18 protein-coding genes and 1 tRNA gene are annotated in these 26,739 nt (G+C 66.4%); 11 read left to right on the plus strand and 8 right to left on the minus strand.

Annotated elements, in window-relative coordinates; genetic code table 11:
- Positions 1 to 11: 11 nt before the first annotated feature.
- Together BBJ41_RS00275 and BBJ41_RS00280 are read left to right on the plus strand one after the other, a co-directional pair.
- Positions 12 to 839 carry an EI24 domain-containing protein gene (locus tag BBJ41_RS00275; RefSeq protein ID WP_069744806.1) on the plus strand — a complete coding sequence of 276 codons (828 nt, stop codon included), beginning with the start codon at positions 12 to 14 and terminating at the stop codon, positions 837 to 839.
- Positions 836 to 1,651 carry a competence/damage-inducible protein A gene (locus BBJ41_RS00280; protein ID WP_069744807.1) on the plus strand — a complete coding sequence of 272 codons (816 nt, stop codon included), beginning with the start codon at positions 836 to 838 and terminating at the stop codon, positions 1,649 to 1,651. Before BBJ41_RS00275 ends, BBJ41_RS00280 begins: the two co-directional genes overlap by 4 nt.
- 103 nt (positions 1,652 to 1,754) lie before the next feature.
- Here the strand turns inward: BBJ41_RS00280 and BBJ41_RS00285 are convergent, their stop codons facing one another.
- Positions 1,755 to 2,219 carry a rhodanese-like domain-containing protein gene (locus tag BBJ41_RS00285; RefSeq protein ID WP_069744808.1) on the minus strand — a complete coding sequence of 155 codons (465 nt, stop codon included), beginning with the start codon at positions 2,217 to 2,219 and terminating at the stop codon, positions 1,755 to 1,757.
- Positions 2,220 to 2,625: 406 nt separating this feature from the next.
- On the opposite strand from BBJ41_RS00285, the gene glnA reads away from it, so the two are divergent.
- The 4 genes from glnA (at position 2,626) to BBJ41_RS00305 (ending at position 9,107) form a co-directional block, all read left to right on the plus strand.
- Positions 2,626 to 4,041 carry a type I glutamate--ammonia ligase gene (glnA, locus tag BBJ41_RS00290; protein ID WP_014896606.1) on the plus strand — a complete coding sequence of 472 codons (1,416 nt, stop codon included), beginning with the start codon at positions 2,626 to 2,628 and terminating at the stop codon, positions 4,039 to 4,041.
- A 161-nt stretch (positions 4,042 to 4,202) separates the two neighbouring features.
- Positions 4,203 to 5,345, plus strand: coding sequence for a nitrogen regulation protein NR(II) (gene glnL, locus BBJ41_RS00295; RefSeq protein ID WP_069744809.1), 1,143 nt, complete (start codon positions 4,203 to 4,205; stop codon positions 5,343 to 5,345).
- A 46-nt stretch (positions 5,346 to 5,391) separates the two neighbouring features.
- Positions 5,392 to 6,909 carry a nitrogen regulation protein NR(I) gene (gene ntrC, locus BBJ41_RS00300; protein WP_069744810.1) on the plus strand — a complete coding sequence of 506 codons (1,518 nt, stop codon included), beginning with the start codon at positions 5,392 to 5,394 and terminating at the stop codon, positions 6,907 to 6,909.
- 89 nt (positions 6,910 to 6,998) lie between these two features.
- The gene (locus tag BBJ41_RS00305; protein WP_069744811.1) at positions 6,999 to 9,107 is read left to right on the plus strand and encodes a prolyl oligopeptidase family serine peptidase; all 2,109 of its coding nucleotides are present in this window, start codon (positions 6,999 to 7,001) and stop codon (positions 9,105 to 9,107) included.
- A 19-nt stretch (positions 9,108 to 9,126) separates the two neighbouring features.
- Here the strand turns inward: BBJ41_RS00305 and xth are convergent, their stop codons facing one another.
- A complete protein-coding gene (gene xth / locus BBJ41_RS00310) occupies positions 9,127 to 9,903 on the minus strand; it encodes an exodeoxyribonuclease III (RefSeq protein ID WP_069744812.1) in 777 nt (258 codons plus the stop codon).
- 183 nt (positions 9,904 to 10,086) lie between these two features.
- On the opposite strand from xth, the gene BBJ41_RS00315 reads away from it, so the two are divergent.
- Positions 10,087 to 10,163 (plus strand) — tRNA-Met (locus BBJ41_RS00315).
- Between the two features lie 97 nt (positions 10,164 to 10,260).
- Here BBJ41_RS00315 and BBJ41_RS00320 read toward each other — a convergent pair.
- Positions 10,261 to 11,064: a DUF3472 domain-containing protein gene (locus tag BBJ41_RS00320; RefSeq protein WP_069744813.1), complete on the minus strand. Its 804-nt coding sequence runs from the start codon at positions 11,062 to 11,064 to the stop codon at positions 10,261 to 10,263.
- Positions 11,065 to 11,349: 285 nt separating this feature from the next.
- Positions 11,350 to 12,042, minus strand: a complete 693-nt coding sequence (locus BBJ41_RS00325) for an aspartate/glutamate racemase family protein (RefSeq protein WP_069744814.1) — start codon at positions 12,040 to 12,042, stop codon at positions 11,350 to 11,352.
- 136 nt (positions 12,043 to 12,178) lie between these two features.
- Here BBJ41_RS00325 and dinB point away from each other — a divergent pair, with 136 nt between their 5' ends.
- The gene (gene dinB, locus BBJ41_RS00330; protein ID WP_069744815.1) at positions 12,179 to 13,342 is read left to right on the plus strand and encodes a DNA polymerase IV; all 1,164 of its coding nucleotides are present in this window, start codon (positions 12,179 to 12,181) and stop codon (positions 13,340 to 13,342) included.
- 63 nt (positions 13,343 to 13,405) lie between these two features.
- Here dinB and BBJ41_RS00335 read toward each other — a convergent pair whose 3' ends face one another.
- The 4 genes from BBJ41_RS00335 to fixL form a co-directional block, all read right to left on the minus strand.
- Entirely contained in the window at positions 13,406 to 15,493 is a 2,088-nt protein-coding gene (locus tag BBJ41_RS00335; RefSeq protein WP_069744816.1) for a M3 family metallopeptidase, read from the minus strand.
- Between the two features lie 237 nt (positions 15,494 to 15,730).
- On the minus strand, positions 15,731 to 16,588 hold the full coding sequence (folD, locus tag BBJ41_RS00340; protein ID WP_069744817.1) for a bifunctional methylenetetrahydrofolate dehydrogenase/methenyltetrahydrofolate cyclohydrolase FolD: 858 nt from the start codon (positions 16,586 to 16,588) through the stop codon (positions 15,731 to 15,733).
- 240 nt (positions 16,589 to 16,828) lie between these two features.
- Positions 16,829 to 17,467, minus strand: a complete 639-nt coding sequence (gene fixJ / locus BBJ41_RS00345) for an oxygen response regulator transcription factor FixJ (RefSeq protein ID WP_006493245.1) — start codon at positions 17,465 to 17,467, stop codon at positions 16,829 to 16,831.
- Positions 17,464 to 19,980 carry an oxygen sensor histidine kinase FixL gene (fixL, locus tag BBJ41_RS00350; protein ID WP_069744818.1) on the minus strand — a complete coding sequence of 839 codons (2,517 nt, stop codon included), beginning with the start codon at positions 19,978 to 19,980 and terminating at the stop codon, positions 17,464 to 17,466. The genes fixJ and fixL overlap by 4 nt, the downstream gene beginning before the upstream one ends.
- Positions 19,981 to 20,253: 273 nt before the next feature.
- Here fixL and aceE point away from each other — a divergent pair, with 273 nt between their 5' ends.
- From aceE to lpdA, 3 genes are all read left to right on the plus strand, one after another.
- On the plus strand, positions 20,254 to 22,950 hold the full coding sequence (gene aceE / locus BBJ41_RS00355) for a pyruvate dehydrogenase (acetyl-transferring), homodimeric type (protein ID WP_069744819.1): 2,697 nt from the start codon (positions 20,254 to 20,256) through the stop codon (positions 22,948 to 22,950).
- A 68-nt stretch (positions 22,951 to 23,018) separates the two neighbouring features.
- Positions 23,019 to 24,650, plus strand: a complete 1,632-nt coding sequence (gene aceF / locus BBJ41_RS00360; protein WP_069744820.1) for a dihydrolipoyllysine-residue acetyltransferase — start codon at positions 23,019 to 23,021, stop codon at positions 24,648 to 24,650.
- A gap of 282 nt (positions 24,651 to 24,932) precedes the next feature.
- Positions 24,933 to 26,699, plus strand: a complete 1,767-nt coding sequence (lpdA, locus tag BBJ41_RS00365; RefSeq protein WP_069744821.1) for a dihydrolipoyl dehydrogenase — start codon at positions 24,933 to 24,935, stop codon at positions 26,697 to 26,699.
- Positions 26,700 to 26,739 lie beyond the last annotated feature (40 nt).

The raw sequence follows: 26,739 nt of genomic DNA on the forward strand, positions 1-26,739 counted from the left end.
TACAGGCTCGCATGAACGACCTGCTGCGTTCCTTCGTCCGGGCATTGGCGAGCGCGTTGCACCCGCGCATGCTCTGGCTCACCCTGATGCCGTTCCTCGTGTCGGCCGTCCTGTGGGGCGTCCTGCTGTGGTTCTCGTGGCAGACGCTGATCGACGCCGCGCGCGGCGCGCTCGACGGCTTCGTGCTGACGTCCGCGCTGTATCGCGCGTTCGACGCGATCGGGATGTCGCAACTGCACGCGGTCGTCGCGCCGTTCGTGGTCGTATCGCTCGCGATTCCGCTGATCGTGCTGACCGTGCTGCTGCTGATCGCGACGATTTCGATGCCGGTCGTCATCAAGCACCTGTCGAACCGGCAGTTCGCGACGCTCGAGCCGAAGCGGGGCGGCACCTTCTTCGGCAGCGTGTTCAATTCGCTGTGGGCGGCGCTGGCCGGCGTCGTCGTGCTCGTCGTCACGATTCCGCTGTGGCTGATTCCGCCGTTCTTCGCGATACTGCCGCCCGTGATCTGGGGCTGGCTCACGTATCGCGTGATGACCTACGACGCGCTCGCGCTGCATGCGAGCCGCGACGAGCGCCGCACACTCGTGCGGCAGCACCGCTGGCCGCTGATCGGCATCGGCGTCGCGACCGGGCTGCTCGGCACCGTGCCGACCTTCGTGTGGGTGTCGTCGGTCTGGATGATGGTGCTGTTCCCGTTCGTCGCGGCGGCCATGATCTGGGTATACGCTTTCATCCTCGTCTTCTCGGCGCTGTGGTTCGGGCACTATTGCCTGCGCGCGCTGGAGGACCTGCGCGCGAGTACGCGCGCCACCGCAATCGACATGGGGCAGGCATGAGCATCGGCATCATCATCATCGGCGACGAAATCCTTTCGGGCCGCCGGCAGGACAAGCATCTGGCGAAGGTCATCGAGCTGCTCGGCGCGCGTGGCCTCGCGCTCGACTGGGCCGAATACGTCGGCGACGATCCGGCCCGCATCACGGCGACGCTCGCGCGCGCGATCGCGTCGGGCGACATCGTGTTCTCGACGGGCGGGATCGGCGCGACGCCGGACGACCACACGCGCCAGTGTGCGGCCGCCGCGCTCGGCGTGCCGCTCGAACTGCATCCGGAGGCGAAGCTGCTGATCGCGGAGCGGGTGCGCGAAACGCATACCGACCCGACGAAGCCCGTCGATTTCGACTCGCCGGAGAATCAGCACCGCTTCAACATGGGCGTGTTTCCGGTCGGCGCGACGATCATCCCGAACGGCTACAACCGGATTCCCGGCTTCTCGGTCGGCGATCTGCATTTCGTGCCGGGTTTCCCGGTGATGGCGTGGCCGATGATCGAGTGGGTGCTCGACACGAAATACGCGCACCTGCATCACGCGACGCCGCACGCGGAGCGCTCGCTGTATGTATTCGAGCTGCCGGAATCGACGCTCACGCCGCTGATGGAGCGCATCGAGCGCGATTTCCCGGGCGTGCGCGTGTTCAGCCTGCCGAGCGTGGGCGATGCGGAGCGCGGCGGCATCTACGCGCGCCGTCACATCGACCTCGGCGTGAAGGGGGAGCCGGAGGCGGTCGCGGCCGCGTTCGTGAAGCTGCGCGAAGGCGTGCACCTGCTTGGCGGCGACGTGGTCGAACCCGACTCGCCGCGCGCCTGAGCGCTCGCGCAAAAACCACGGGCCGCGCAAGGCGGCCCGTCATCGGCATGTCATCGCCCGGCTCGACGATGGTGCAGTCGTACCGAGCGCGAGCGGCGCGCCGTCAGGCGCCGATCCAGGGCAGTTTCCGGAAGCACCAGCCGTCGACCGTCTTGCGGTGGCCTTCGGCGTCCTTGGCGCCTTCGAAGCCTTCGAGCAGGTCGAATGCCTTCGTGAAGCCGGCCTGCGTGGAGGCGACCGCGGCGAGCTTCGAGCGCGCGGCGCTGCGGCACAGGAACAGCACGGGCGTATCGGGCGGGAGGGCCGCCTTCAGTTCGTTGACGAATTCGGCATTCGGCACGCCGCCCGGGTAGCGCGTCCATTCGAGGTGCAGGTACTGGCCGTCGCCGACGAGCGGGCGGCCGATCCAGTCGAGTTCGGCGCGGGTGCGCACGTCGACGAGGCGCGCCGACGGGTCGAGCTGCAGCAGTTCGAATGCCTCGACCGGCAGCAGCGCGCCGGCGTAGTTGAGCGCGCCTTGTGCGCGGCGTTCGTCGGCCTTTGCGTAAAGCTGGTCGAGCGTACTCATGGCGGGGAGTCTCCGTATCGGTCAAACGAACATTCTAGCGCGGCGTCGCGGCACGGATGCCCGCATGCGGTACGGTGCACGCGCCGCACACGCGTTCACCAAAAGAGTGCAGAATTGCGTGCGTGCACCAGAATGATTCCGTGGGCGCGGCGTGCCGCGACGATTGCACCATTCGGGTGCTTTCGATCGACGGCCGGTGCAATGCCGAGCCCCGGAATCGCGCAGCACAGCCCCGACGCAGCGAGCGCCGGCGCGATTCGCGCCGATCTTGCACATAGGTGGCACGGAAGCTGCTTTATAGAATTCGGTCGAATCGGGGCGCGCTGCGCCAAAGCAAGACCCCGATCAGCTCGATAAACGAGGCGGTTCCCAGTCCGCCGGAATTGTTCAATCAGGAGAAGAGGTTATGAGTAAAACCGTCGCCGACGTCATGCAACTCGTGAAGGACGAGGACTGCAAGTTTGTCGATTTCCGCTTCACGGATACGCGCGGCAAGGAACAGCACGTGTCGGTGCCGGTTTCGGCGTTTGACGAAGACAAGTTCGAAAGCGGTCATGCCTTCGACGGTTCGTCGATCGCGGGCTGGAAGGGTATCGAAGCGTCGGACATGCTGCTCATGCCGGATCCGAACGCTGCGTTCGTCGACCCGTTCTATGAAGAGTCGACCCTCGTGCTGACCTGCGACGTGGTCGAGCCGGCCGACGGCAAGGGCTACGAGCGCGATCCGCGTTCGCTCGCCAAGCGCGGCGAAGCGTACCTGAAGAGCACGGGCATCGGCGACACGGCCTACTTCGGTCCGGAACCGGAATTCTTCATTTTCGACTCGGTCCAGTGGAACACGGACATGTCGGGCTGCTTCGTGAAGATCAACTCCGAAGAAGCGCCGTGGTCGGCAGGCAAGGAATTCGAAGGCGGCAACACGGGCCACCGTCCGGGCACGAAGGGCGGCTACTTCCCGGTCGCGCCGGTCGACACGTTCCAGGACATGCGTTCGGAAATGTGCCTGCTGCTCGAACAGCTCGGCATCCCGGTCGAAGTGCACCACCACGAAGTGGCGGGCCAGGGCCAGAACGAAATCGGCACGAAGTTCTCGACGCTGGTCGAGCGTGCGGACTGGACGCAATGGTCGAAGTACATCATCCATAACGTCGCGCACTCGTACGGCAAGACGGCGACGTTCATGCCGAAGCCGGTCGTCGGCGACAACGGTTCGGGCATGCACGTTCACCAGTCGATCTGGAAGGACGGCCAGAACCTGTTCGCGGGCAACGGCTACGCCGGCCTGTCGGAACTGGCGCTGTTCTACATCGGCGGCATCATCAAGCACGCTCGCGCGCTGAACGCGATCACGAACCCGACGACGAACTCGTACAAGCGTCTGGTCCCGCACTTCGAAGCACCGGTCAAGCTCGCTTACTCGGCACGCAACCGTTCGGCATCGATCCGCATTCCGCACGTGTCGAACCCGAAGGGCCGCCGTATCGAAACGCGCTTCCCGGATCCGATGGCGAACCCGTACCTGTGCTTCACGGCGCTGATGATGGCCGGCCTCGACGGGATCCAGAACAAGATCCATCCGGGCGAAGCAGCGGACAAGAACCTGTACGACCTGCCGCCGGAAGAAGATGCAAAGATCCCGACCGTTTGCGCGGGCCTCGACCAGGCACTCGAAGCGCTCGACAAGGATCGCGAGTTCCTGACGCGCGGCGGCGTGTTCACGGACGGCATGCTGGACGCGTACCTCGCGCTGAAGGAGCAGGAGCTGGCGAAGTTCCGCATGACGACGCACCCGATCGAGTTCGAGATGTACTACTCGCTCTAATCGGCGATGGCGCTTCGATTCAGCGCCGTTTTGCCGGTTCGTTCCCGCCGCGCGGCCTGCGGCGGGGGCGGCGGAGTCTGAAAGGGGACGGCGTCCAGCCGTCCCTTTTTTGTTCCGGTGATTTTCATTTTCTGGCCCGTTGAGGCGCGACAAGCACGCAGATGGTTCTGAAGAATCTGATCAAGGCGAAAGCGGGGCAGCCCGAGCGACTGACGGACGACGAACGGCTCGCGCGTTCGGGCCTGCTGGCGGGGCTGGAAGCGCTGCCGACGGTCGTGATCGTGCTCGACCGCAAGACGCTGCGGATCGCGTTCGCGAACCCGTCCGCGGAGGCGATGCTCGACATCTCGCGCCGGCAGCTCGCGCAGCGGCCGTGGGGCGAGATTTTTCCGAACGCGAACGAACTCGCGTCGACGATCACCGCGATCGGCGAGGAGCGCTTTCACGCGACGCACCTCGATACCGTGCTCGACCGGCCCGGCCGCGAACCGCTGCACGTGCACGCGATCGTCGGTTTCCTCGAGACCGCGCCCGATTTCGTGCTCGTCGAGCTGTTCGAGAACGAGCGGCAGTCGCGCACCGATCGCGAGGAGCGCATTCACGACCTGACCGCGGTCAACAAGCAGTTGATCCGCAACCTCGCGCACGAGATCAAGAACCCGCTCGGCGGAATTCGCGGCGCAGCCCAGCTGCTCGAATTCGAGCTCGGCGAGCGCGAGCGCGGCGAGTTGCGCGAATACACGCAGGTGATCATCAAGGAGTCCGATCGCCTGCAGACGCTCGTCGACCGGTTGCTGGAGCCGCATCGGCATCCGCACATCGTCGGCGACGTGAACATTCATGAAGTATGCGAACGCGTGCGCGCGGTGATGCTCGCGGAATTCCCGCGCGGGCTCACGATCGAGCGCGACTACGACGTGAGCGTGCCCGACCTGCGCGGCGACAAGGAGCAGTTGATCCAGGCGCTGCTCAACATCGTGCGTAACGCCGCACAGGCGTTGCGCGAACGGATCGCGCAGGGCGACGCGAAGATCGAATTGCGCACGCGCATCGCGCGCAAGATCACGATCGCGAAGCGCCTGTACAAGCTGGCACTGGACTTGCACGTGATCGACAACGGGCCCGGCATTCCGGAGGAGATTCGCGACCGGATCTTCTACCCGCTCGTGTCCGGGCGCGAAGACGGCAGCGGCCTCGGCCTCACGCTCGCGCAGACGTTCGTGCAGCAGCATGACGGGATGATCGAGGTCGAGAGCCGACCCGGACGTACCGAATTTCAGATTCTGCTGCCGCTCGATCATTGAGCGGCAGCAGTGCGATTCACCGGATTCACCCATACCTGACCGACCTATGAAGCCGATCTGGATAGTAGACGACGACCAATCGATCCGCTGGGTGCTTGAAAAGGCACTCGCCCGGGACAGCTTCGCGACGAAGAGCTTCGCGAACGTGCGCGACGCGCTGGCCGCGCTCGACCACGAGACGCCGCAGGTGCTCGTGTCCGACATCCGGATGCCGGGCGGCTCGGGCCTCGAGTTGCTGCAGGCGATGCACGAGCGCCTGCCGGGCCTGCCCGTCATCATCATGACGGCGTTCTCCGATCTCGACAGCGCCGTCGCGGCGTTCCAGGGCGGCGCGTTCGAATATCTCGCGAAGCCGTTCGACGTCGACAAGGCGGTCGAGCTGATCCGCCGCGCGGTCGAGGAAAGCCTGCGCGGTGGCGCGCCGCAGGACGAGCGCGTCGCGGAGGCGCCCGAGATGCTCGGCCAGGCGCCCGCGATGCAGGACATGTTCCGCGCGATCGGCCGCCTGTCGCATTCGGCCGCGACCGTGCTGATCACGGGCGAGTCGGGCACCGGCAAGGAGCTCGTCGCACGCGCACTGCACCGTCACAGCCCGCGCGCGAACGGGCCGTTCATCGCGCTGAACACCGCGGCGATTCCGAAGGACCTGCTCGAATCCGAGCTGTTCGGCCATGAGCGCGGCGCGTTCACCGGTGCGCAGACGACACGGCAGGGCCGCTTCGAGCAGGCCGAGAACGGCACGCTGTTCCTCGACGAAATCGGCGACATGCCGTTCGACCTGCAGACGCGCCTGCTGCGCGTGCTGTCGGACGGGCAGTTCTATCGGGTCGGTGGGCACAACCCGCTGCGCGCGAACGTGCGCGTGATCGCCGCGACCCACCAGAATCTCGAATCGCGCGTGCGGCAGGGGCTGTTCCGCGAGGACCTTTACCACCGGCTCAACGTGATCCGGCTGCGTCTGCCGCCGCTGCGCGAACGCAGCGAGGACATCGCGCTGCTCACGCGGCACTTCCTGCAGAAGAGCGCGCGCGATCTCGGCGTCGAGCCGAAGCGCGTGTCCGACGATGCGCTCGCGTACCTCTCGTCGCTGGCGTTTCCCGGTAACGTGCGGCAGCTCGAGAACCTCGCGAACTGGCTGACCGTGATGGCGCCCGCGCAGACGGTCGAGATCAAGGACCTGCCGCCGGATCTCGTGCCGGCCGGTGCGCCCGTCGTCGCGAACGGCGACGGCGCGGATGCGCATGGCAGCGGCGGCGACGCGGTGCTCGCGCATCCGGCGCTCGGCGCGGCACCGGTGGCAGTCGCGCCTGTCGCGGCGGCACCGAACGGCGGCGCGCCGGCCGGCTATCCGCTGTGGGAGCATGGCCTGCGCACCGAAGTCGCGCGGCTGCTGCGCGAGAATTCGGCCGACGTGATGGACGAGCTCGCGCGCCGCTTCGAGGCCGCCGTGATTCGCGAGGCGCTCGACTTCACGCGCGGCCGCAAGGTCGAGGCCGCGGAGCGGCTCGGCATTGGCCGCAACACGATCACGCGCAAGATCCAGGAACTCCATCTGGAGCCCTGAGCACGATTTGCGGCATGCGCGGGCATCGCGCATGCCGCGATCGGACATAATCGCGGTTTGCCTGTCGTTTCACCATCCGCCGATCCTCAATGTCCGATTCCTTCCGCTGGCCCGCCGGGGCCGACCCGTTCCGTTTCCTCGAATCGCTCGACAGCAAGCGTGCCCGCACGTGGGTCGACGAACAGAACGCGCGCACGCGCGCCGCGCTGCGCGACGACGACGCCTGGCGCGCGCTCACGGCGCGCTTGGCAAAAGCGTATCTGCCGCGCGAACACCCGGTGATTCCGACCCGCTGGCGCGACTGGGCCTACGACCTGTGGCAGGACGATCTCCATCCGAAGGGGCTGTGGCGCCGCACGCGCTGGGACGACTGGCGCGCCGGCCGGCCGGCGTGGGAAACGCTGCTCGACGTCGACGCGCTCGGCGCAGAAGAGGGCGAGTCGTGGGTGTTCGAGCAGGACTCGATCCTGTATCCGGACGGCGATCGCGCGCTGCTGTCGCTGTCGCCGGGTGGTGCCGATGCGGTCGTCGTGCGCGAATTCGATCTCGTCGAGCGTCGTTTCGTCGACGGCGGTTTCACGATCGACGAGCCGGGACATCACACGGTCGGCTGGATCGATCGCGATACCGTCTACGTGAGCTGGGACCGTGGCGAAGCGCATGCGACCGCGGCCGGCTATCCGTATGAAGCGCGCCGCTGGGTGCGCGGCACGCCGCTCGCCGATGCGCCCGTCGTATTCCGCGGCGAACCCGACGACATCAGCGCGGGCGCGGGTTTCGATCCGATCGACAACCGTCACGTCGCGTGGCGCAGCGTCGATTTCTTCGACGCGCATGCGTACCGGCTGACCGACGCCGGCGAGTGGGCGCGCTATGACGTGCCCACGCATGTCGAGGTCGGCTTCTGGGAAGGCTGGCTCGTGCTGGAGCCGCGTCTCGACTGGGAATGCGGCGGCGTGCGCCATGCGGGCGGCTCGCTGCTGGCGATTCGCGAGCAGGCGTTCCTGGCCGGGTCGCGCGAACTCACGACGCTGTTCGCGCCGCAACCGTCGACGTCCGCGTGCACGTGGACGCACACGCGCACGACGCTGATCGCGAGCTGGCTCGACGACGTGCACAACCGCACGATGCTGTGGCAACCGACGCAGGCGGACGACGGCACGTGGACGTGGGATGCACGTCCGTTCGACTGGCCGGGCGATGCGCAGATCGACATCGAGCCGGTCGAATCGACGCTGAACGACGAGATTTACGTGGACGTCGACACCTATCTCGATCCGCCCGAGTGCTGGCTGGCCGACCTTGCCGATCGCGCGGCCGATGCACCGTCGCGCCGCGTGCTGCTTGACCGGCCGCCGGTGCAGTTCGATGCGACCGGGCTCGTCGTGCGCCGCGCGAACGCGCGTTCGCACGACGGCACGGTGGTGCCGTACACGCTGATCGGACCGCGCGACGCGCTCGATGCGCCCGAAGGCGCGGCGCGCGTGGTGCGACCGTGCCTGCTGTCGGGCTACGGCGGCTTTGCGATACCGAACCTGCCGGGCTACAGCGACGCGTTCGGCATCGCGTGGCTCGAACGCGGCGGCGTCATGGCGTTTGCGCACATCCGCGGCGGCGGTGAATTCGGGCCGCAATGGCACGTCGATGCGCAGCGCGAACACCGGCAGCGCTCGTTCGACGATTTCATCGCGGTGGCCGAGGATCTGGCCGCGACCGGCGTGACGAGCGCCGCGCAGCTCGGAATCGAGGGCGGCAGCAACGGCGGGCTGCTGGTCGCCGCATGCATGACGCAGCGGCCGGAACTGTTCGGCGCGGTGCTGTGCCGCGTGCCGCTGCTCGACATGCGGCGCTATCCGAAGCTGCACGCGGGCGCCGCGTGGCTCGACGAATACGGCGACCCGGACGAGCCGCGCGAGGGCGCGGCGCTGGCCGCGTATTCGCCGTATCACCGCGTGCGCGAAGGCGTCGTGTATCCGCCGCTGCTGCTGACGACGTCGACGCGCGACGACCGCGTGCATCCCGCGCATGCGCGCAAGATGGCCGCGCGCATGCATGCGCTCGGTCACGAACGGGTGTGGTACTGGGAGAACACCGACGGCGGCCACGGCAGCGCCGACGATCTGGAACGCGCCGAATCCGACGCAGCCGAATTCGGGTTCCTGTGGGCCCATCTCGGGCCGGCGCCCGCGCGGCGCTGAACGCGCGCGGGCCGCGCGATCAGCCGACGACCGCGACGACGGGCGTGTGGTCGGACGGCTGTTCCCACGTGCGCGGCGTGCGATCGACTTCGCACGACGTGCAGGTTTCGGCGAGCGCCGGTGACAGCAGGATGTGGTCGATGCGCAGCCCCGCGTTGCGGCGGAACGCCATCATTCGATAGTCCCACCACGTGAAGGTCTTCTCGGGCTGCTCGAAGCGGCGGAACGCATCGACGAAGCCGAGCTCGATCAGTTGCGCGAAGTGCGCGCGCTCCTGCGGCGACACGAGGTTCTGGCCTTCCCATTTCGCCGGGTCGTGCACGTCGCGGTCTTCCGGCGCGATGTTGTAGTCGCCGAGCAGCGCGAGCTTCGGGTAGCGCTGCATCTCGGTACGCAGCCACGCTTGCAGCGCGTCGAGCCACTGCATCTTGTAGGCGAACTTGTCGGAGTCGGGCGCCTGGCCGTTCGGGAAATATGCGGACACGATGCGCACGCCGTCGACCGTCGCGGCGACCACGCGCTGCTGCGGATCGTCGAAGCCGGGGATGTTGCGCACGACGTCCGATTCGTCGACGGACAGCGTGTCGCGCGCGAGGATCGCGACGCCGTTGTAGGTCTTCTGGCCGGTGAACCAGCTGCGATAGCCGGCCGCCTCGAGATCGGCGCGCGGGAATTTCTCGTCAGGCAGTTTCAGTTCCTGCAGGCACAGCACGTCGGTACCGCTTTGCGCGAGCCAGTCGAGCACGTGCTGCTTGCGGACGTTGAGCGAGTTGACGTTCCAGGTGGCAATTTTCATGAACGGGAATGTGCGTGCGGGGTGAATGCGAAGGCCGCCATCTTACCGCGAGCACGCGGTGCAAACGCGCGCGATACGCGGTGCTGCAGAGGCGTCATGCATCGGCGCAGCGGGAAGGGGAGCAAGAATTGTGACAAAAGTGTTGACGTGAGTACTTCCTCACCCTATAATTTATTTCTCTGACGCGGGGTGGAGCAGTCTGGCAGCTCGTCGGGCTCATAACCCGAAGGTCGTAGGTTCAAATCCTACCCCCGCAACCAAGCACACCAGACGATGTGCAGCGCAAGTGACCGATGCGCGCTTCGTCGACAGGAACCCGGCCCCGTGCCGGGTTTTTTGTTTTCCGCGTCCGGATTGTTATTTCGGTGCGCCCGGGCTCCCGGGCAGGAAACCGTTCTCGAGCAAGTAGGTCGTCGTGTTGACGAGGGTCGCCCGCGCGTTCGGCGTACCCGCCAGTGCCGCGCACTTGTCCTTGCCTGTATTCACCCGGATCGATCGTTCGGTCGTCGGGTAGTCGACATCCTTCAGATAGAAATGCGGCAGCGACGTCGTGTAGCGCGCATAGGGCACGCACGGCCGCTGCATCGGGTCGGGCGACGCGCCGTTGAACGGAAAGTATTCGTCGAACAGGTACGCCGAGCTCGACAGGCCGCCCCAGTCCGCCGGCACCGCGATGCTGCCGGTCGGCGTCGTGACGCCGGTTGCGACATCCGTGATGAAGCCGTCGAGGGTCGAGCGCCCGTCACTGAGATTGGCCTGCGTGACGGTGATCTGCAGCCGGTAGGCGTGGCCCGTTTTCCATGCGTAGGCGATCGAGCACGACGTTCCCGCACCGCCGTCGGCGCCGCCGCGACAATTCGCCGACAGCGGTGTCGTGCCGGTGCCGAACGCGCTGAAGATCACCACGTTGCTGCTTCGGGTGCGCGGCTGGATGCCGGTGTAGATCGCGTGCCCGCCATGTTGCGACGACAGCTGGTTCGCCCAGTAGTAACTGGCGTTGACCTGGGTCGGCACGACTTCGGGCGTGATGTCCCACGTCATGCGATCGAAGCCGCTCGCGGGCGTCAATGCGGCCGATGCGGTGATGTTGGGATCAGCGTATGCGTTGAGCATGGCCGTCATGGCGAACAGCGCGCCGGACAAGAAGCTGAGTCTTTTCATGTTCCTGTTTCCTGTTGGTGGAAAAAGAGACCGCGACGAGCAGCGTCGATGTCGGTGCCGCTGCCCGAATGCCAATCCGCGTTCACTTTATTACCAATGGATAACAAGCCGTGTCGACGCGGCCGCGCGAAGCGGGCCGCGTGATGCGCGGGCCGTTCCTGCCGGGCCCGAGCAACGGGCGAGAGCAGGGAGTCGGGCTGACGGGGAGGGCGCAATCCGGGAGAGTGAATCCTGCCGAGCGGAACAATCCGGCGGTGGTTGCCGATAGGCGACGGCGCCCGTCGCTCAGCGCGCGGCCCACTCGACCGCCGCCTTCGCATGCAGCGCGGTCGTGTCGAACACGGGCAGCGGCGAATCGTCCGCGCCGATCAACAGCGTGATTTCCGTGCAGCCGAGGATCACGGCCTGCGCGCCTTGCTGCGCGAGTTGCTCGATGATCGTCACGTAGGTCGCGCGCGACGCTGCGTCGACGATGCCGTGGCACAGCTCGTCGTAGATGATCCGGTGCACGTCGTCGCGGCCGCGTTCGTCCGGCACGAGCACCTCCATCCCGAACTTGTCGCGCAGCCGTTCCGCATAGAACGGCAGCTCCATCGTATAGCGCGTGCCGAGCAGCGCGACGCGCCCGACGCCCGCGTCGCGCAGCGCGGCGCCGGTCGGATCGGCGATGTGCAGGAACGGCAGCGTCACCGCGGCTTCGATCGCGTCGTGCACGCGGTGCATCGTATTGGTCGTCAGCACGACGAGATCGGCGCCGGCCGCTTCGAGCTGCCGCGCGGCGCCGGCCATCCGTTCGCCGAGCGCGCCCCAGTCCTGCGCGCGCTGCAGTGCCTCGATCTCCGCGAAATCGACCGTGACCAGCACGCTCTTCGCGTTGTGATGCCCGCCGTGCAGCGCCTTCGAGTGGCGATTGATCAGCCGGTAATACTCGGCCGACGATTCCCAGCTCATGCCACCGATCAGTCCGATCGTCTTCATCCGTCACCTTTATCTTTTGTGTGTCGCGGCAGACGAGTATAGGTGCCGCCGCCCGCGCCCGGCGGTACGATCCGCGCGAACCTGGCCGGTACGGCGCAGCCGGTTGAGGGTGCACGCGACAGTTGAAACCGGCACTGTGTTTTTGTACAGTATCGGCACCGTGAGCCCGACCACCATTCCGCCTGCCGATCCGCACCTGCTGCCGCCGGGCGACGCGCCGTCGCGCATGCGCAAGATCATCCACTGCGATTGCGACTGCTTTTACGCGTCGGTCGAGATGCGCGACGATCCTTCGCTGCGCAACCGGCCGCTCGCGGTCGGCGGCCGGCCCGACCAGCGCGGCGTGATCGCGACCTGCAACTACGAAGCGCGGCGCTACGGCGTGCATTCGGCGATGTCGTCGGCGCTCGCGATGCGCAAGTGCCCGGACTTGCTGATCCTGCCGTCCGCGATGGACAAGTACCGCGCGGCGTCGCGGCAGATCATGGCGATCTATCGCGACTACACGCCCGACGTCGAACCGCTGTCGCTCGACGAGGCGTATCTCGACGTCAGCGGCTCGGAGCGCTGCCAGGGCAGCGCGACGTTGATTGCGCGCGAGATCCGCCAGCGCGTGCACGACACGGTGGGCGTGACCGTGTCGGCGGGCGTCGCGCCGAACAAGTTCATCGCGAAGATCGCGTCCGACTGGAACAAGCCCGACGGGCTGTTCGTCGTGCGGCCGCACGAGATCGACGCGTTCGTTGCGGCGCTGCCGGTGCGCAAGCTGCACGGCGTCGGCAAGGTGACGGCCACGCGGCTCGACCGGCTCGGTATCCAGACCTGCGCGCAATTGCGCGACTGGCCGCTGATCGACCTGCACCGCGAGTTCGGCGCGTTCGGGCGGCGGCTGTACGAACTGTCGCGCGGGATCGACGAGCGGCCCGTGCAGGCCGACCAGGAGCGCAAGTCGGTCAGCGTCGAGACGACCTACGTGACCGACCTGACGACGCTCGAGCAATGCGCGGAGGAAATCCGCCGCCTCGTCGTGCAGCTCGACGCGCGGATTGCGCGCGCGGGCGCCGTGCGCTCGGTCCGCAAGCTGTACGTGAAAATCCGTTTCGCCGATTTCCAGCGCACGACGGTCGAGTGCGTGGCCGATGCGACGAACGCGGACACGGCCGTCACGCTGCTCGCGAAGGGGCTGCAGCGGCGCGCGCAGGCCGTGCGGCTGCTTGGCGTCGGCGTGCGCATCGACGAGGACACGGCCGAGCGTCACGGGCAATTCTCGCTGTTCGACGACGATTCGGCCGCGCCATGAAAAAAGGCACCGCCGAAGCGGTGCCTTTCGATCGAGCCGGATGAGCCTGAAGATGCGGCGCGCTCAGTGCGCGGGCGTGGCCATCCCGTTGTGGCGCAGCAGCGCATCGATCTCCGGCTCGCGGCCGCGGAATGCCTTGAACGAATCCATCGCCGGGCGGCTGCCGCCAACCTCGAGGATTTCGCGGCGATAGCGTGTGCCGGTCGCCGCGTCGAGCACGCTGCCGCTCGCGGCGGCCGCTTCCTCGAACGCCGCGTACGCGTCGGCCGACAGCACTTCCGCCCACTTGTAGCTGTAGTAGCCGGCCGCATAGCCGCCCGCGAAGATGTGGCTGAACGTGTTCGGCCAGCGCGAGAACGCCGCCTGCGGAATCACGTGGTAGCGCTCGTTGATCTCGCGCGCGAACGCGTTCACGCCGGTCGTACCCGCCGGGTCGAAGTCGACGTGCAGCAGCATGTCGAACATCGAGAACACGATCTGGCGCAGCGTGCCGAGCCCGCTCTGGAAATTCTTCGCGGCGATCATCTTGTCGAACAGCTCGCGCGGCAGCGCGGCGCCCGTGTCGACGTGCGACGACATCGACGACAGCACGTCCCATTCCCAGCAGAAGTTTTCCATGAACTGCGACGGCAGCTCGACCGCATCCCATTCGACGCCGTTGATGCCCGACACGCCGAGCTCGTCGACACGCGTGAGCATGTGGTGCAGCCCGTGGCCGAATTCATGGAACAGCGTGATGACTTCGTCGTGCGTGAAGCACGCGGGCTTGCCGCCGATCGGCGCCGAGAAGTTGCAGGTGAGATAGGCGACGGGCGTTTGCACGTCGCTGCCGCGCTTCGCGCGCGAGCGCGCGTCGTCCATCCATGCGCCGCCGCGCTTGCCTTCGCGGGCGTACAGGTCGAGATAGAACTGCGCGACGAGCGAGCCGTCGCGATTCTCGACGCGGAAGAAGCGCACGTCCTTGTGCCACACCGGCGCGTCGTCCGGCTTGATCCGCACGCCGAACAGCGTCTCGGTGACGGTGAACAGGCCCTTGAGCACGGCCGGCTCCGGGAAGTACTGCTTGACCTCGTTTTCCGAGAACGCATAACGCTGCTGGCGCAGCTTTTCGGCTGCATACGCGACGTCCCACGGCGCGAGTTCGGCGAGGCCGAGTTCCTTCGCGGCGAACGCGCGCAGTTCTTCCCAGTCCTTGTCCGCGTGCGGACGCGCGCGCGTCGCGAGATCCTCGAGGAACGCGATCACCTGCTGCGGCGATTCGGCCATCTTCGGCGCGAGCGACACTTCGGCGAAGTTGCGGTAGCCGAGCATCTGCGCCTCTTCGCGGCGCAGCTTCAGCTCGTCGGCGACGATCGCCGTGTTGTCCCATTCTGCGCTGCCGCTGCCGTACTGCGGCCCGAGTTCCGACGCGCGGGTGGCGTACGCGCGGTAGAGCGTTTCACGCAGCGCGCGGTTGTCGGCGTACTGCAGCACCGGGAAATACGACGGGAAGTGCAGCGTGAATTTCCAGCCTTCCTTGCCGTCCTTCTGCGCCGCTTCGCGGGCGGCCTCGATCGCGTCGCCCGGCAGGCCGGCCAGTTCGGCTTCGTCCTGCACGAAGTACGCGTACGCGTTGGTCGCGTCGAGCACGTGGTCGGAGAACGCCTTCGACAGCGCGGCCTGCTGTTCCTGCAGTTCCGCGAAGCGCGGCTTCTGGTCTTCGGGCAGCTCGGCGCCCGACAGGCGGAAGTCGCGCAGCGCGTTGTCGAGGATCTTCTTGCGCTCGGCGGACAGCGACGCGTATTCGGCGCTCGCGGCGATCGCCTTGTACTTCTCGTACAGCGCGAGATTCTGGCCGACGCTCGACCAGAACTCGGTCACGCGCGGCAGGTTCTCGCCGTACGCGGCACGCAGCTCGGGCGTATCGGCGACCGCGTTCAGGTGGCCGACGATGCCCCATGCGCGGCCGAGCGGCTCCGTCGCGTGCTCGACCGTCTCGACGACGGCGGCCCAGGTCGACGGCGTCGCGCTCGCGCTCGCGGCCTCGACCGCGCGGCTGGCTGCGTCGAGCAGCGTATCGAGCGCGGGCGTCACGTGTTCCGGGCGAATTTCGCCGAAGCGGGGCAGGCCGGAGAAGTCGAGGAGCGGATTGGTGTTGGCGCTGGCGGACATAAGACTCCCTGTCTGTTGCCGGATGAACCGGGATGAAAAGGGTAACGGCGGCAAGGCGCGATGGCGCCCGATACCGACATTATTGGGGCGCATCGTGCGCTTTCCAATCGTTAGTTTCTAACGGCGCGATTGACGCGGGGTCGGATGCGGGGCGGAAGGCCGTCCGGCGCGGTGGCCGGTGCAGTGCGGATGCGGGGCGCCGGCGCGCGGGAACGCGCCGGCTGAACGGGCAGAGGGTCAGGCGGCCGCGGCGGCGCGCTCGGCCGCTTCGATCGTGTTGATCAGCAGCATCGTGATGGTCATCGGGCCGACGCCGCCCGGCACCGGCGTGATGTGGCCGGCCACTTCCTTCACGCCGGCGAAGTCGACGTCGCCGCACAGCTTGCCCGCGTCGTCGCGGTTCATGCCGACGTCGATCACGGTCGCGCCGGGCTTCACCATGTCGGCGGTCAGGATGTTGCGCTTGCCGACCGCGGCGACCACGACGTCGGCCTGCCGCGTGTGCGCGGCGAGGTCGCGCGTCTTGCTGTGGCAGATCGTCACGGTCGCGCCGGCGTCGAGCAGCATCATCGCCATCGGTTTGCCGACGATGTTCGAACGGCCGATCACGACCGCGTTCACACCCTGCAGCGGGATGTCGTGCGCCTCGAACATCTTCATCACGCCGTACGGCGTGCACGGGCGGAACAGCGGCTTGCCCGTCATCAGCGCACCGGCGTTCGCGACGTGAAAGCCGTCGACGTCCTTTTCCGGCGCGATTGCCTCGATCACCTTGTGGCTGTCGATGTGCGCGGGCAGCGGCAGTTGGACGAGAATGCCGTGGATCTTCGGATCGCGGTTCAGTTCGTCGATGCGCGCGAGCAGGTCGGCTTCCGACAGCGTCGCCGGGTATGCGTCCTTCAGCGAGAAGAAGCCGTTGTCCTCGCACGCCTTGATCTTGTTGCGCACGTAGACTTCGCTCGCCGGGTTTTCGCCGACGAGGATCACCGCGAGGCCGGGCTGGTGGCCGCGTGCGGTCAGGGCGGCGGCGCGTTCGGCGGCCTGCGCGCGCAGGGTCTTCGAAAGGGCGTTGCCGTCGATGAGGAGGGCTGTCATGGTGGTGGGTCCTGCCGGGAAGTTGGAATGCGGGCGTGCGGCACGCGAAGCGCCGCAGCAAAACACGCAATTATACCGTTCGCCTGTTGCCGTCCGACAGCGAATAAGCGGGAAGCGTCACGGCCGCGGCGCTCGCGCGCCGGGAGGAAAGGCCGCCGCCGCGCGAGTGGGCCGCATCGCGCGGGGCGGCAGGTACGGGTTGCAGGCCGGGCGGGCAGCGCCGCCGCGGCCGGCGAACGCTCAGGCCTGTTTCTTCGACAGCGCGAGGCGCAGCAGGTCGGCCACCGTGTTGACGTTGAGCTTTTCCATGATGTTCGCGCGGTGCGCTTCGACCGTCTTGATGCTGATGCCGAGATCGTCGGCGATCTGCTTGTTCAGGCGGCCCGCGATGATCCGTTCGAGCACTTGCTGCTCGCGCGCGGTCAGCTTCGACAGGCGTTCGCTTGCGGCCCGCTGTTCCTGGACGCTCTTGCTCTCGCTTCGGGCCTTGTCGAGCATCCGCTCGACGAGCTTGCGCAGCTCCGCTTCGTCGAACGGTTTCTCGATAAAGTCCATCGCACCCTTTTTCATCGTCGAGACGGCCATCGGCACGTCGCCGTGACCCGTGACGAAGATGATCGGCAGTGCGGCGTTGTCGGCGATCAGGCGTTCCTGCAACTCGAGACCGCTCATGCCCGACATCCGCACGTCGAGGATCAGGCACGCGATCTGGCCGGCCTGCTGTGCGGGCTGGTATGCATCGAGGAATTGCTCGGCGCTCGAGAAGCATTGAACGCGATAGCCGTTCGCCTCCAGCAGCCAGCGCAGCGAGTCCCGTACGGCCTCGTCGTCGTCGACGACAAAGACGGTTTCCTGAGTGGTGGTGACAGGGCTATTCATAGTTCTCCCGTAACGGTATGTGATGCCGATGCCTCGCGCCCCCCTTGGCCGAGATCAGCGGGTTCCCCAATGGGCAGGCTGCAGTGGAACGTCGCGCCGGAAATGCGGCCATCCGGCTCGACGTTGTTGACCACCCACAGACGCCCCCGATGCGATTCGATGATCGAACGGCAGATGTTCAGCCCCATGCCCGTGCCATCGGACTTGGTGCTGTAAAACGGTTCAAACAGGCGCTCGGCGGTCGCTTCGTCGACGCCCGGGCCCTGGTCGATCACACGGATGTCGACGAATCCCGCATCGATGTCGGCGACGACGCGGATCACGCCGTCCGCCGACGCCGGCTTCACGTCGGCCATCGCCTCGGCTGCGTTCTTCATCAGGTTCATCAGCACCTGCTCGATCAGCACGGGGTCGACATAAATAATAGGCATTCTTGCGAGGATTTCCGTGACGATCCGGATCCTGCGCTTCCTGGCCTCGATTTCGGCGAGCCCGACCGCGTCGGCGACGATGTCCGCGACCCGCGCCGGCTGGCGCTTCGGCTCGCTGCGCTTCACGAATTCGCGGATCCGCTTGACGATCATCCCCGCGCGCAGCGCCTGCTGCGCGGTCTTCTCGAGCGCGGGCTGCAGCGTCTCGGGCGTGCCGCGGCCGCTCTTGACGAGCGCGAGCGTGCCCGAGCAATAGTTGTTGATCGCGGCGAGCGGCTGATTCAATTCGTGAGCAATCGACGACGCCATTTCACCCATCGTCATCAATCGGCTCGTGAACTGCAGCTTTTCTTCCTGCTGATGCGCGAGCTCCTGCGCCTTCTTGCGGGTCGTGATGTCGGTCGCGATCTGCATCTGCGCGAGGTGGCCGTCCACCCACTGGATGTACTGGCGGCGCACTTCGAACCACTTCTGGATGCTCTCGACGTACACCTCCTGCGCATCGGCGGTGCTGCTCGTCAGCGCGGCGGCCGGCAGGCCCGCGAACGCGTCGACCATGTCGATCGAGTCGGACGATGCCTGCGCGCGGTCGAAGCCGCCGCCCGACAGTTCGAGGTGGCCGTCCGGGCGGATGCCGAACAGGTGGCGGTAGTAGCGGTTCGCGAACAGCAGCTCGGCTTCGTCGGCGGCCAGCACCGACACCGCGGCGTCGAGGCTTTCGAGCACGGTCGTGAAGCGCTCGTGTGCGGCCGCGAGTTCCTCGCGCGCGCGCTTCGGCTCGGTGATGTCGGTCATCGGCGACATCCAGCCGGTCTGGCGGCCGGAACTGTCGATCAGCGGCGACACGTACAGGCGCGCGTGGAACAGCGTGCCGTTCTTGCGGCGCACGCGCAGCTCGAAGCCCGAACTCGGCGCCTTGCCGCGCAGCGTCATGTCGAGCTGGCGCTGCATTTCCGGGTAGGCATCGCGCGGCCAGTACGGGAACGGCGCGACCTTGCCGACGAGGTCGGTTTCGTCCCAGCCCGTCATCCGGCAGAACGCGGGGTTCACGTGCGTGATGCGGCCGTGCATGTCGAGCACGCGCATGCCGATCAGCACCGAGTTTTCCATCGCGCGGCGGAAGAACGCTTCCGCGTACAGCGCCTGCTGCGCCTCGAAGCGCTGGCGCGTGTGCTTCCACAGGCTCCAGAGGCTCCACAGCACGAAGCACGACAGGCCTGCCACGAGCCACACGAGCGTGTTGTTGGTCAGGTTCGTGAGCTGCGGGAACGCGTACACGCGCACGGTCAGCCCCTGGCCGGGCGGATCGAGCGGCAGGTCGTAGTGGGAGTCGCGCGGCAGGCGCGGGCGCGTCGACGTGGACGACAGCTCGCGGTTGTTCGCGTCGGTGATCGAGATCTTGTACTTCGACGACAGCTCTTGCGGGATGTCGTGCTTCAGGATGCCTTCGACCGAGAACACCGCGGCGATCGAGCCGAGATATTCGCGATCGCCGCGCATTACGGGCGTCTGCAGCGTGATGAAGCCGTTGCCGAAGTCGTCGTAGATCAGCGGGGAATAGGCCTGGCGGCGCGTGCTGCGCGCTTCGTCATAGGCGCCGCGCACGGCTTCCTGCATCTGCGCGTCGCCGGGCTTCGCGAGCCGCTGGCCGAGCAGCGGCGGATGCACGGTCGGCCAGCGTTGCACGCCGGGCGCCGTGTACCAGTTCAGGTAGAGGATTTCCGGATGCGTCTGCATCACGTCCGCGACGGCCATCTGGAACGCGTTCTGGTCGAGGCGGCCGGACGCGAGATCGCGCGACAGCGCCTGCAATTGTTCCTGCGCGCCCGTCATCGACAGGCGGATCTGCTGCTGCGCCCACGCGACGTTGCGAAAGAGGGTGTCTTCCTGCTGCTGCTGCTCGCGGCGATTGAGGCTCCACAGGATCAGGCTCATCACCACGAGGAACACCAGGATCGACAGCAGCGGCGTCAGCAAATAGGAATTGGACCACCACGGTCCGTGGTGCCAACGGGACGGCTGCGACTCCGCCGGCGGGCCCGACGGTCGCGCCGAGCGTGCGAAAAGCCGATCGGTCAACATGGCAGGATTGTAGCGCAGCGCAATACATGGAAAACCTATACCGGATATGTTGAACGGAAACGGATTTGTGCCGCGGCGGCGTGCCGGAGAGCCCCGAAATATGGGTGCAGCGCAGCAATATTCCGCATTACGAGAAAAGATCTCACAATTCGAAAATTTTGTTGCGCAGGCCCGCGCACGCTCATTACAATCCGCTGGAGCTTGCCCGCAGCCGGTCGCGTCGCGTCGTCTGCACGAGAGCGATCCTCACATTCCAGGACCCAGGAGACGAGAATGTCCGCTGTACCGAACGAAGTGATGAAATATGTCGCCGCCGAACGTGACGACGACCCGCAAGAAACCGTCGAGTGGCTGGAGTCCCTCGATGGCGTGATCTCCTCCGTGGGCACCGGCCGTGCGCATTACCTGATCGAAAAGCAGATCGAGTTCGCACGCATGCACGGCGAACACCTGCCGTTTTCCGCGAATACCCCGTACATCAACACGATCCCGGTCGAAGCCCAGGCGAAGATTCCGGGCGACCAGGACCTCGAGCACCGCATCCGTTCGTACACGCGCTGGAACGCGCTGGCGATGGTGCTGCGCGCAGGCAAGGACACCAACGTCGGCGGCCACATCGCATCGTTCGCGTCGGCCGCGACGCTCTATGACGTCGGCTACAACCACTTCTGGCATGCGCCGTCCGAGAACCACGGCGGCGATCTCGTGTTCGTGCAGGGCCACTCGTCGCCGGGCGTGTATTCGCGCGCGTTCCTGCTCGGCCGCCTGACCGAGAACCAGCTCGACAACTTCCGCCAGGAAGTCGGCGGCAACGGCATTTCGTCGTATCCGCACCCGTGGCTGATGCCGGACTTCTGGCAGTTCCCGACCGTGTCGATGGGCCTCGGCCCGATCATGGCGATCTACCAGGCCCGCTTCATGAAGTACATCGAAGCGCGCGGCATCGCGAAGACGCAGGGCCGCAAGGTGTGGGCGTTCCTCGGCGACGGCGAGACGGACGAACCGGAATCGCTCGGCGCGATCGGGATGGCGAGCCGCGAGAAGCTCGACAACCTCGTGTTCGTGATCAACTGCAACCTGCAGCGTCTCGATGGCCCGGTGCGCGGCAACGGCAAGATCATCCAGGAACTGGAATCGGAATTCCGCGGCGCCGGCTGGAACGTGATCAAGGTCATCTGGGGCAGCCGCTGGGATGCGCTGTTCGCACGCGACAAGACGGGCGCGCTGATGCGCCGCATGATGGAAGTCGTCGACGGCGAATACCAGACGTACAAGTCGGAATCGGGCGCGTTCGTGCGCGAGCACTTCTTCAACACGCCTGAGCTGAAGGCGCTCGTCGCCGACTGGTCGGACGACGACATCTGGGCGCTGAACCGCGGCGGCCACGATCCGCACAAGATCTACGCGGCGTTCCACGAAGCCAGCAACACGAAGGACGCGCCGACCGTCATCCTCGCGAAGACCATCAAGGGCTACGGGATGGGCGAGTCGGGCCAGGCGATGAACATCACGCACCAGCAGAAGAAGCTGCCGGTCGAGCAACTGAAGAAGTTCCGTGACCAGTTCCGCCTGCCGATCACCGACGAACAGATCGCCGACGTGCCGTACCTCAAGTTCGAGGAAGGCTCGAAGGAACTCGAATACATGCGCAAGCAGCGCATGGACCTCGGCGGCTACCTGCCGCAGCGTCGCGAGAAGGCGACGTCGCTGCCGGTGCCGGCGCTCGACGCGTTCGAGCCGCTCCTGAAGGGCACGGGCGAAGGCCGCGAGATCTCGACGACGATGGCGTTCGTGCGGATCCTGAACATCCTGCTGAAGGACAAGGCGCTCGGCAAGCGCGTCGTGCCGATCGTCCCGGACGAATCGCGTACGTTCGGCATGGAAGGCCTGTTCCGCCAGATCGGTATCTGGAACCAGCAGGGTCAGAAGTACGTGCCGGAAGATTCCGACCAGCTGATGTTCTACAAGGAATCGGAAACCGGCCAGATCCTGCAGGAAGGCATCAACGAAGCGGGCGGCATGTGCGACTGGATCGCGGCGGCGACGTCGTACTCGACGCACGGCGAGATCATGGTGCCGTTCTACATCTTCTATTCGATGTTCGGCTTCCAGCGGATCGGCGACCTCGCATGGGCCGCAGGCGACATGCGCTCGCGCGGCTTCCTGCTCGGCGGTACCGCGGGCCGCACGACGCTGAACGGCGAAGGCCTGCAGCACGAAGACGGTCACTCGCTCCTGTGGGCGGCATCGGTGCCGAACTGCGTGAGCTACGACCCGACCTTCGGTTTTGAGCTCGCGGTGATCATCCAGGACGGTCTGCGCCGCATGGTGCAGGACCAGGAAGACGTGTACTACTACATCACGGTGATGAACGAGAACTACGAGCACCCGGCGATTCCGCAGGGCGAGCACGTGGCGGCCGACATCATCAAGGGCATGTACGCGTTCAAGAAGGCCGACGCCGACAAGAAGGCGCCGCGCGTTCAACTGCTCGGCGCGGGCACGATCTTCAACGAAGTGATCGCTGCCGCCGACCTGCTGAAGAACGACTGGGGCGTCGCCGCCGACCTGTGGAGCGTGCCGAGCTTCACCGAGCTCGCGCGCGAAGGCCACGAAATCGAGCGCTGGAACCTGCTCCATCCGACCGAAGAGCGCCGCCTGTCGCACGTGCAGAAGTGCCTGAAGGACACGCAGGGCCCGGTCATCGCATCGACCGACTACGTCCGTGCGCTGGTCGACCAGATTCGCGGCCAGATCGATCGCCGCTTTGTCGTGCTGGGCACCGACGGTTACGGCCGTTCGGACACGCGCGAGAACCTGCGTCACTTCTTCGAGGTCGACCGTCACTGGGTCACCGTCGCGGCGCTCAACGCGCTGGCCGACGAAGGTACGATCGAGCGCAAGGTGGTCGCTGAAGCGATCGCCAAGTACAACCTCGATCCGTCCAAGCCCAACCCGATGACCGTTTAACGCACACGCCGTGTGATGCCGCGCGCCGCCTCCGGGAGGGGCGCGCGCGGCCATGGAGACAGAAACAGATGAGTCAAGCGATCGAAGTGAAGGTGCCGGATATCGGCGATTACAAGGACGTGCCGGTGATCGAGATCGGCGTGAAGGTCGGCGACACGGTCGAGCCCGAGCAGTCGCTCGTCACGCTCGAGTCGGACAAGGCGACGATGGACGTGCCGAGCCCGGTAGGTGGCGTGGTGAAGGAAATCAAGGTCAAGGTGGGCGATTCCGTGTCGGAAGGCTCGCTGATCATCCTGCTCGAAGGCGGTGCTGCGGCGCAGGCCAATGGTGCGGCGGCTCCGGCCCCGGCCCCGGCGGCAGCACCGGCCGCGGCTGCACCGGCTGCCGCACCGGCAGCAGCCGGCGGCACGCTCGAAGTGAAGGTGCCCGACATCGGCGACTACAAGGATGTCCCGGTGATCGAGATCGGCGTGAAGATCGGTGACACGGTCGAGAAGGAGCAGTCGCTCGTCACGCTCGAATCGGACAAGGCGACGATGGACGTGCCGAGCCCGGCCGCCGGCGTCGTGAAGGATATCAAGGTGAAGGTGGGCGATTCGGTGTCGGAAGGCACGCTGATCGTGCTGCTCGAAGCCGCAGGCGCACCGGCTGCCGCACCGCAGGCGAGCGCACCGGCTCCGGCCGCTGCTGCACCGGCGCCCGCCGCCGCACCCGCGCCCGCGAAGGCGGCGCCGGCCCCGGCTGCTACCGCTCCGGCCGCCGCGCCGTCGGGCGAATACCGCGCCAGCCACGCATCGCCGTCGGTGCGCAAGTTCGCGCGCGAACTCGGCGTCGACGTCGCACGCGTGCAGGGCTCGGGCCCGAAGGGCCGCATCACGAAGGACGACGTCACGGGCTTCGTGAAGGGCGTGATGACCGGCCAGCGCGCAGCGCCGGCCGCAGCGGCCGCGCCGGCAGGCGGCGGCGAGTTGAACCTGCTGCCGTGGCCGAAGGTCGACTTCTCGAAGTTCGGCCCGTTCGAGGCGAAGCCGCTGTCGCGCATCAAGAAGATCTCGGGCGCGAACCTGCATCGCAACTGGGTGATGATCCCGCACGTCACGAACAACGACGAAGCGGACATCACCGATCTCGAGGCGCTGCGCGTCCAGCTGAACAAGGAGCACGAGAAGGCGGGCGTGAAGTTCACGATGCTCGCGTTCGTGATCAAGGCGGTCGTCGCCGCGCTGAAGAAATTCCCGACCTTCAACGCGAGCCTCGACGGCGACAACCTCGTGTTCAAGCAGTACTTCCACGTCGGTTTCGCGGCCGATACGCCGAACGGCCTCGTCGTGCCGGTGATCCGCGATGCGGACAAGAAGGGTCTCGTCGACATCGCGAAGGAAATGAGCGACCTGTCGAAGGCCGCGCGCGAGGGCAAGCTGAAGCCGGACCAGATGCAGGGCGGCTGCTTCTCGATCTCGTCGCTCGGCGGGATCGGCGGGACGAACTTCACGCCGATCATCAACGCGCCGGAAGTGGCGATCCTCGGGTTGTCGCGCGGCCAGACGAAGCCGGTGTGGGACGGCAAGCAGTTCGTGCCGCGTCTCATGCTGCCGCTGTCGCTGTCGTATGACCATCGCGTGATCGATGGCGCGGAAGCCGCGCGCTTCAACGCCTATCTCGGCGCGTTGCTCGGCGATTTCCGTCGCATCATTCTTTGATGAGCGGGGAGGTTGCTCGCGGGGGCGTGGGTTTTTTATGTCGGTTATCCACGCTCTGTCGTTGAACCTAGTTTTGCTTACGGTCTGCTGGCGTCGCCCCTGCGCGGGGCGGCGGTCACTTTTCTTTGTCTTCCAAAGAAAAGTAACCAAAAGAAAGGCGCGTCCTTGGGCGGACAGCAAAGGTGGTTCTGCCCGGGTTCGCGTTCCGTTCTTGCGCGGCCGTCATCGGGTCATCGCGGGTTTCTCCCTCTCTGTCTGCAGCTAATCAAGAAGGGGACAGTAATGAGTCTCATCGAAGTCAAGGTTCCGGATATCGGCGATTTCAGCGGCGTCGATGTCATCGAAGTCAACGTGAAGCCGGGCGACGTGATCGAAAAAGAGCAGACGCTCATCACGCTCGAATCGGACAAAGCCTCCATGGAAGTGCCCAGCGATGTCGCCGGCACGGTCAAGGAAATCAAGGTGAAGGCCGGCGAGAAAGTCTCGCAAGGCACGGTCATCGCCATCGTCGAAGCATCGGCAGGCGCTGCTGCTCCCGCGAAAGCACCCGAGCCGGCCAAGCCCGCAGCCGCCGCACCGGCACCGGCCGCAGCCGCTCCGGCGCCCGCGCCGCAAGCCGGCAGCTATGCCGGCGCAGTCGACGTCGAGTGCGACATGCTCGTGCTCGGCGCCGGCCCCGGCGGTTACTCGGCCGCGTTCCGCGCAGCCGATCTCGGCATGAAGACGGTGCTCGTCGAACGCTATTCGACGCTCGGCGGCGTGTGCCTGAACGTCGGCTGCATTCCGTCGAAGGCGCTGCTGCACACGGCGCTCGTCATCGACGAAGCCGCGGCGCTCGCGTCGCACGGCATCTCGTTCGGCAAGCCGCAGGTCGATCTCGACAAGCTGCGCGATTTCAAGGGCAGCGTCGTCAAGAAGCTGACGACGGGCCTCGCCGGCATGGCGAAGGCGCGCAAGGTCGAAGTCGTCACCGGCGTCGGCGCATTCGTCGATCCGTATCATATGGAAGTGCAGGGCGAAAACGGCAAGAAGGTCGTCCGCTTCAAGCAGGCGATCATCGCCGCGGGCTCGCAGGCCGTGAAGCTGCCGTTCATGCCGGAAGACCCGCGCGTCGTCGATTCGACCGGCGCGCTCGAACTGCGCCAGCTGCCGAAGCGCATGCTCGTGATCGGCGGCGGCATCATCGGCCTCGAAATGGCGACGGTGTACTCGACGCTCGGCGCCGAGATCGACGTCGTCGAAATGATGGACGGCCTGATGATGGGCGCGGACCGCGATCTCGTGAAGGTCTGGGAAAAGTACAACGCGAAGCGCTTCGGCAACGTGATGCTGAAGACCAAGACGGTCGGCGCGGAAGCGAAGGAAGACGGCATCTACGTGAAGTTCGAGGGCGAGAAGGCGCCGGCGGAAGCGCAGCGCTACGACCTCGTGCTCGTCGCGGTGGGCCGCAGCCCGAACGGCAAGAAGATCGGCGCCGACAAGGCAGGCATCGCGGTCACGGATCGCGGCTTCATCGACGTCGACAAGCAGATGCGCACGAACGTCCCGCACATCTTCGCGATCGGCGATATCGTCGGCCAGCCGATGCTCGCGCACAAGGCCGTGCACGAAGGCCACGTCGCAGCGGAAGCCGCGCACGGCGAGAAGGCGTACTTCGACGCGCTGCAGATCCCGTCGGTGGCGTACACCGATCCGGAAGTGGCGTGGGCCGGCAAGACGGAAGACCAGTGCAAGGCCGAAGGCATCAAGTACGGCAAGGCCGTGTTCCCGTGGGCCGCTTCGGGCCGCGCGATCGCGAACGGTCGCGACGAAGGCTTCACGAAGCTGATCTTCGACGAGGAAACCCATCGCGTGATCGGCGGCGCGATCGTCGGCCTGAACGCGGGCGACCTGATCAGCGAAGTGTGCCTGGCCGTCGAGATGGGCGCGGACGCGGAAGACATCGGCAAGACGATCCATCCGCACCCGACGCTCGGCGAATCGGTCGGGATGGCCGCCGAACTGTACGAAGGCGTCTGTACGGACCTGCCGCCGCAACGCAAGAAGTAACGCGACCGGCACGGCCGGCATGCGCCGGCCATGAAAAAAA

The organism is Burkholderia stabilis (assembly GCF_001742165.1).
GTDB lineage: Bacteria > Pseudomonadota > Gammaproteobacteria > Burkholderiales > Burkholderiaceae > Burkholderia > Burkholderia stabilis.

Excerpts from the sequence above, each read along its gene's own strand:
- glnL (WP_069744809.1), top strand. The coding sequence starts at position 4,203 with ATGGTTCTGAAGAATCTGATCAAGGCGAAAGCGGGGCAGCCCGAGCGA.
- BBJ41_RS00305 (WP_069744811.1), top strand. The coding sequence starts at position 6,999 with ATGTCCGATTCCTTCCGCTGGCCCGCCGGGGCCGACCCGTTCCGTTTC.
- BBJ41_RS00285 (WP_069744808.1), bottom strand. The coding sequence starts at position 2,219 with ATGAGTACGCTCGACCAGCTTTACGCAAAGGCCGACGAACGCCGCGCA.
- BBJ41_RS00335 (WP_069744816.1), bottom strand. The coding sequence starts at position 15,493 with ATGTCCGCCAGCGCCAACACCAATCCGCTCCTCGACTTCTCCGGCCTG.
- xth (WP_069744812.1), bottom strand. The coding sequence starts at position 9,903 with ATGAAAATTGCCACCTGGAACGTCAACTCGCTCAACGTCCGCAAGCAG.
- BBJ41_RS00280 (WP_069744807.1), top strand. The coding sequence starts at position 836 with ATGAGCATCGGCATCATCATCATCGGCGACGAAATCCTTTCGGGCCGC.
- fixL (WP_069744818.1), bottom strand. The coding sequence starts at position 19,980 with ATGTTGACCGATCGGCTTTTCGCACGCTCGGCGCGACCGTCGGGCCCG.
- fixJ (WP_006493245.1), bottom strand. The coding sequence starts at position 17,467 with ATGAATAGCCCTGTCACCACCACTCAGGAAACCGTCTTTGTCGTCGAC.
- BBJ41_RS00275 (WP_069744806.1), top strand. The coding sequence starts at position 12 with ATGAACGACCTGCTGCGTTCCTTCGTCCGGGCATTGGCGAGCGCGTTG.
- BBJ41_RS00325 (WP_069744814.1), bottom strand. The coding sequence starts at position 12,042 with ATGAAGACGATCGGACTGATCGGTGGCATGAGCTGGGAATCGTCGGCC.
- BBJ41_RS00320 (WP_069744813.1), bottom strand. The coding sequence starts at position 11,064 with ATGAAAAGACTCAGCTTCTTGTCCGGCGCGCTGTTCGCCATGACGGCC.
- aceF (WP_069744820.1), top strand. The coding sequence starts at position 23,019 with ATGAGTCAAGCGATCGAAGTGAAGGTGCCGGATATCGGCGATTACAAG.
- aceE (WP_069744819.1), top strand. The coding sequence starts at position 20,254 with ATGTCCGCTGTACCGAACGAAGTGATGAAATATGTCGCCGCCGAACGT.
- glnA (WP_014896606.1), top strand. The coding sequence starts at position 2,626 with ATGAGTAAAACCGTCGCCGACGTCATGCAACTCGTGAAGGACGAGGAC.
- ntrC (WP_069744810.1), top strand. The coding sequence starts at position 5,392 with ATGAAGCCGATCTGGATAGTAGACGACGACCAATCGATCCGCTGGGTG.
- folD (WP_069744817.1), bottom strand. The coding sequence starts at position 16,588 with ATGACAGCCCTCCTCATCGACGGCAACGCCCTTTCGAAGACCCTGCGC.
- lpdA (WP_069744821.1), top strand. The coding sequence starts at position 24,933 with ATGAGTCTCATCGAAGTCAAGGTTCCGGATATCGGCGATTTCAGCGGC.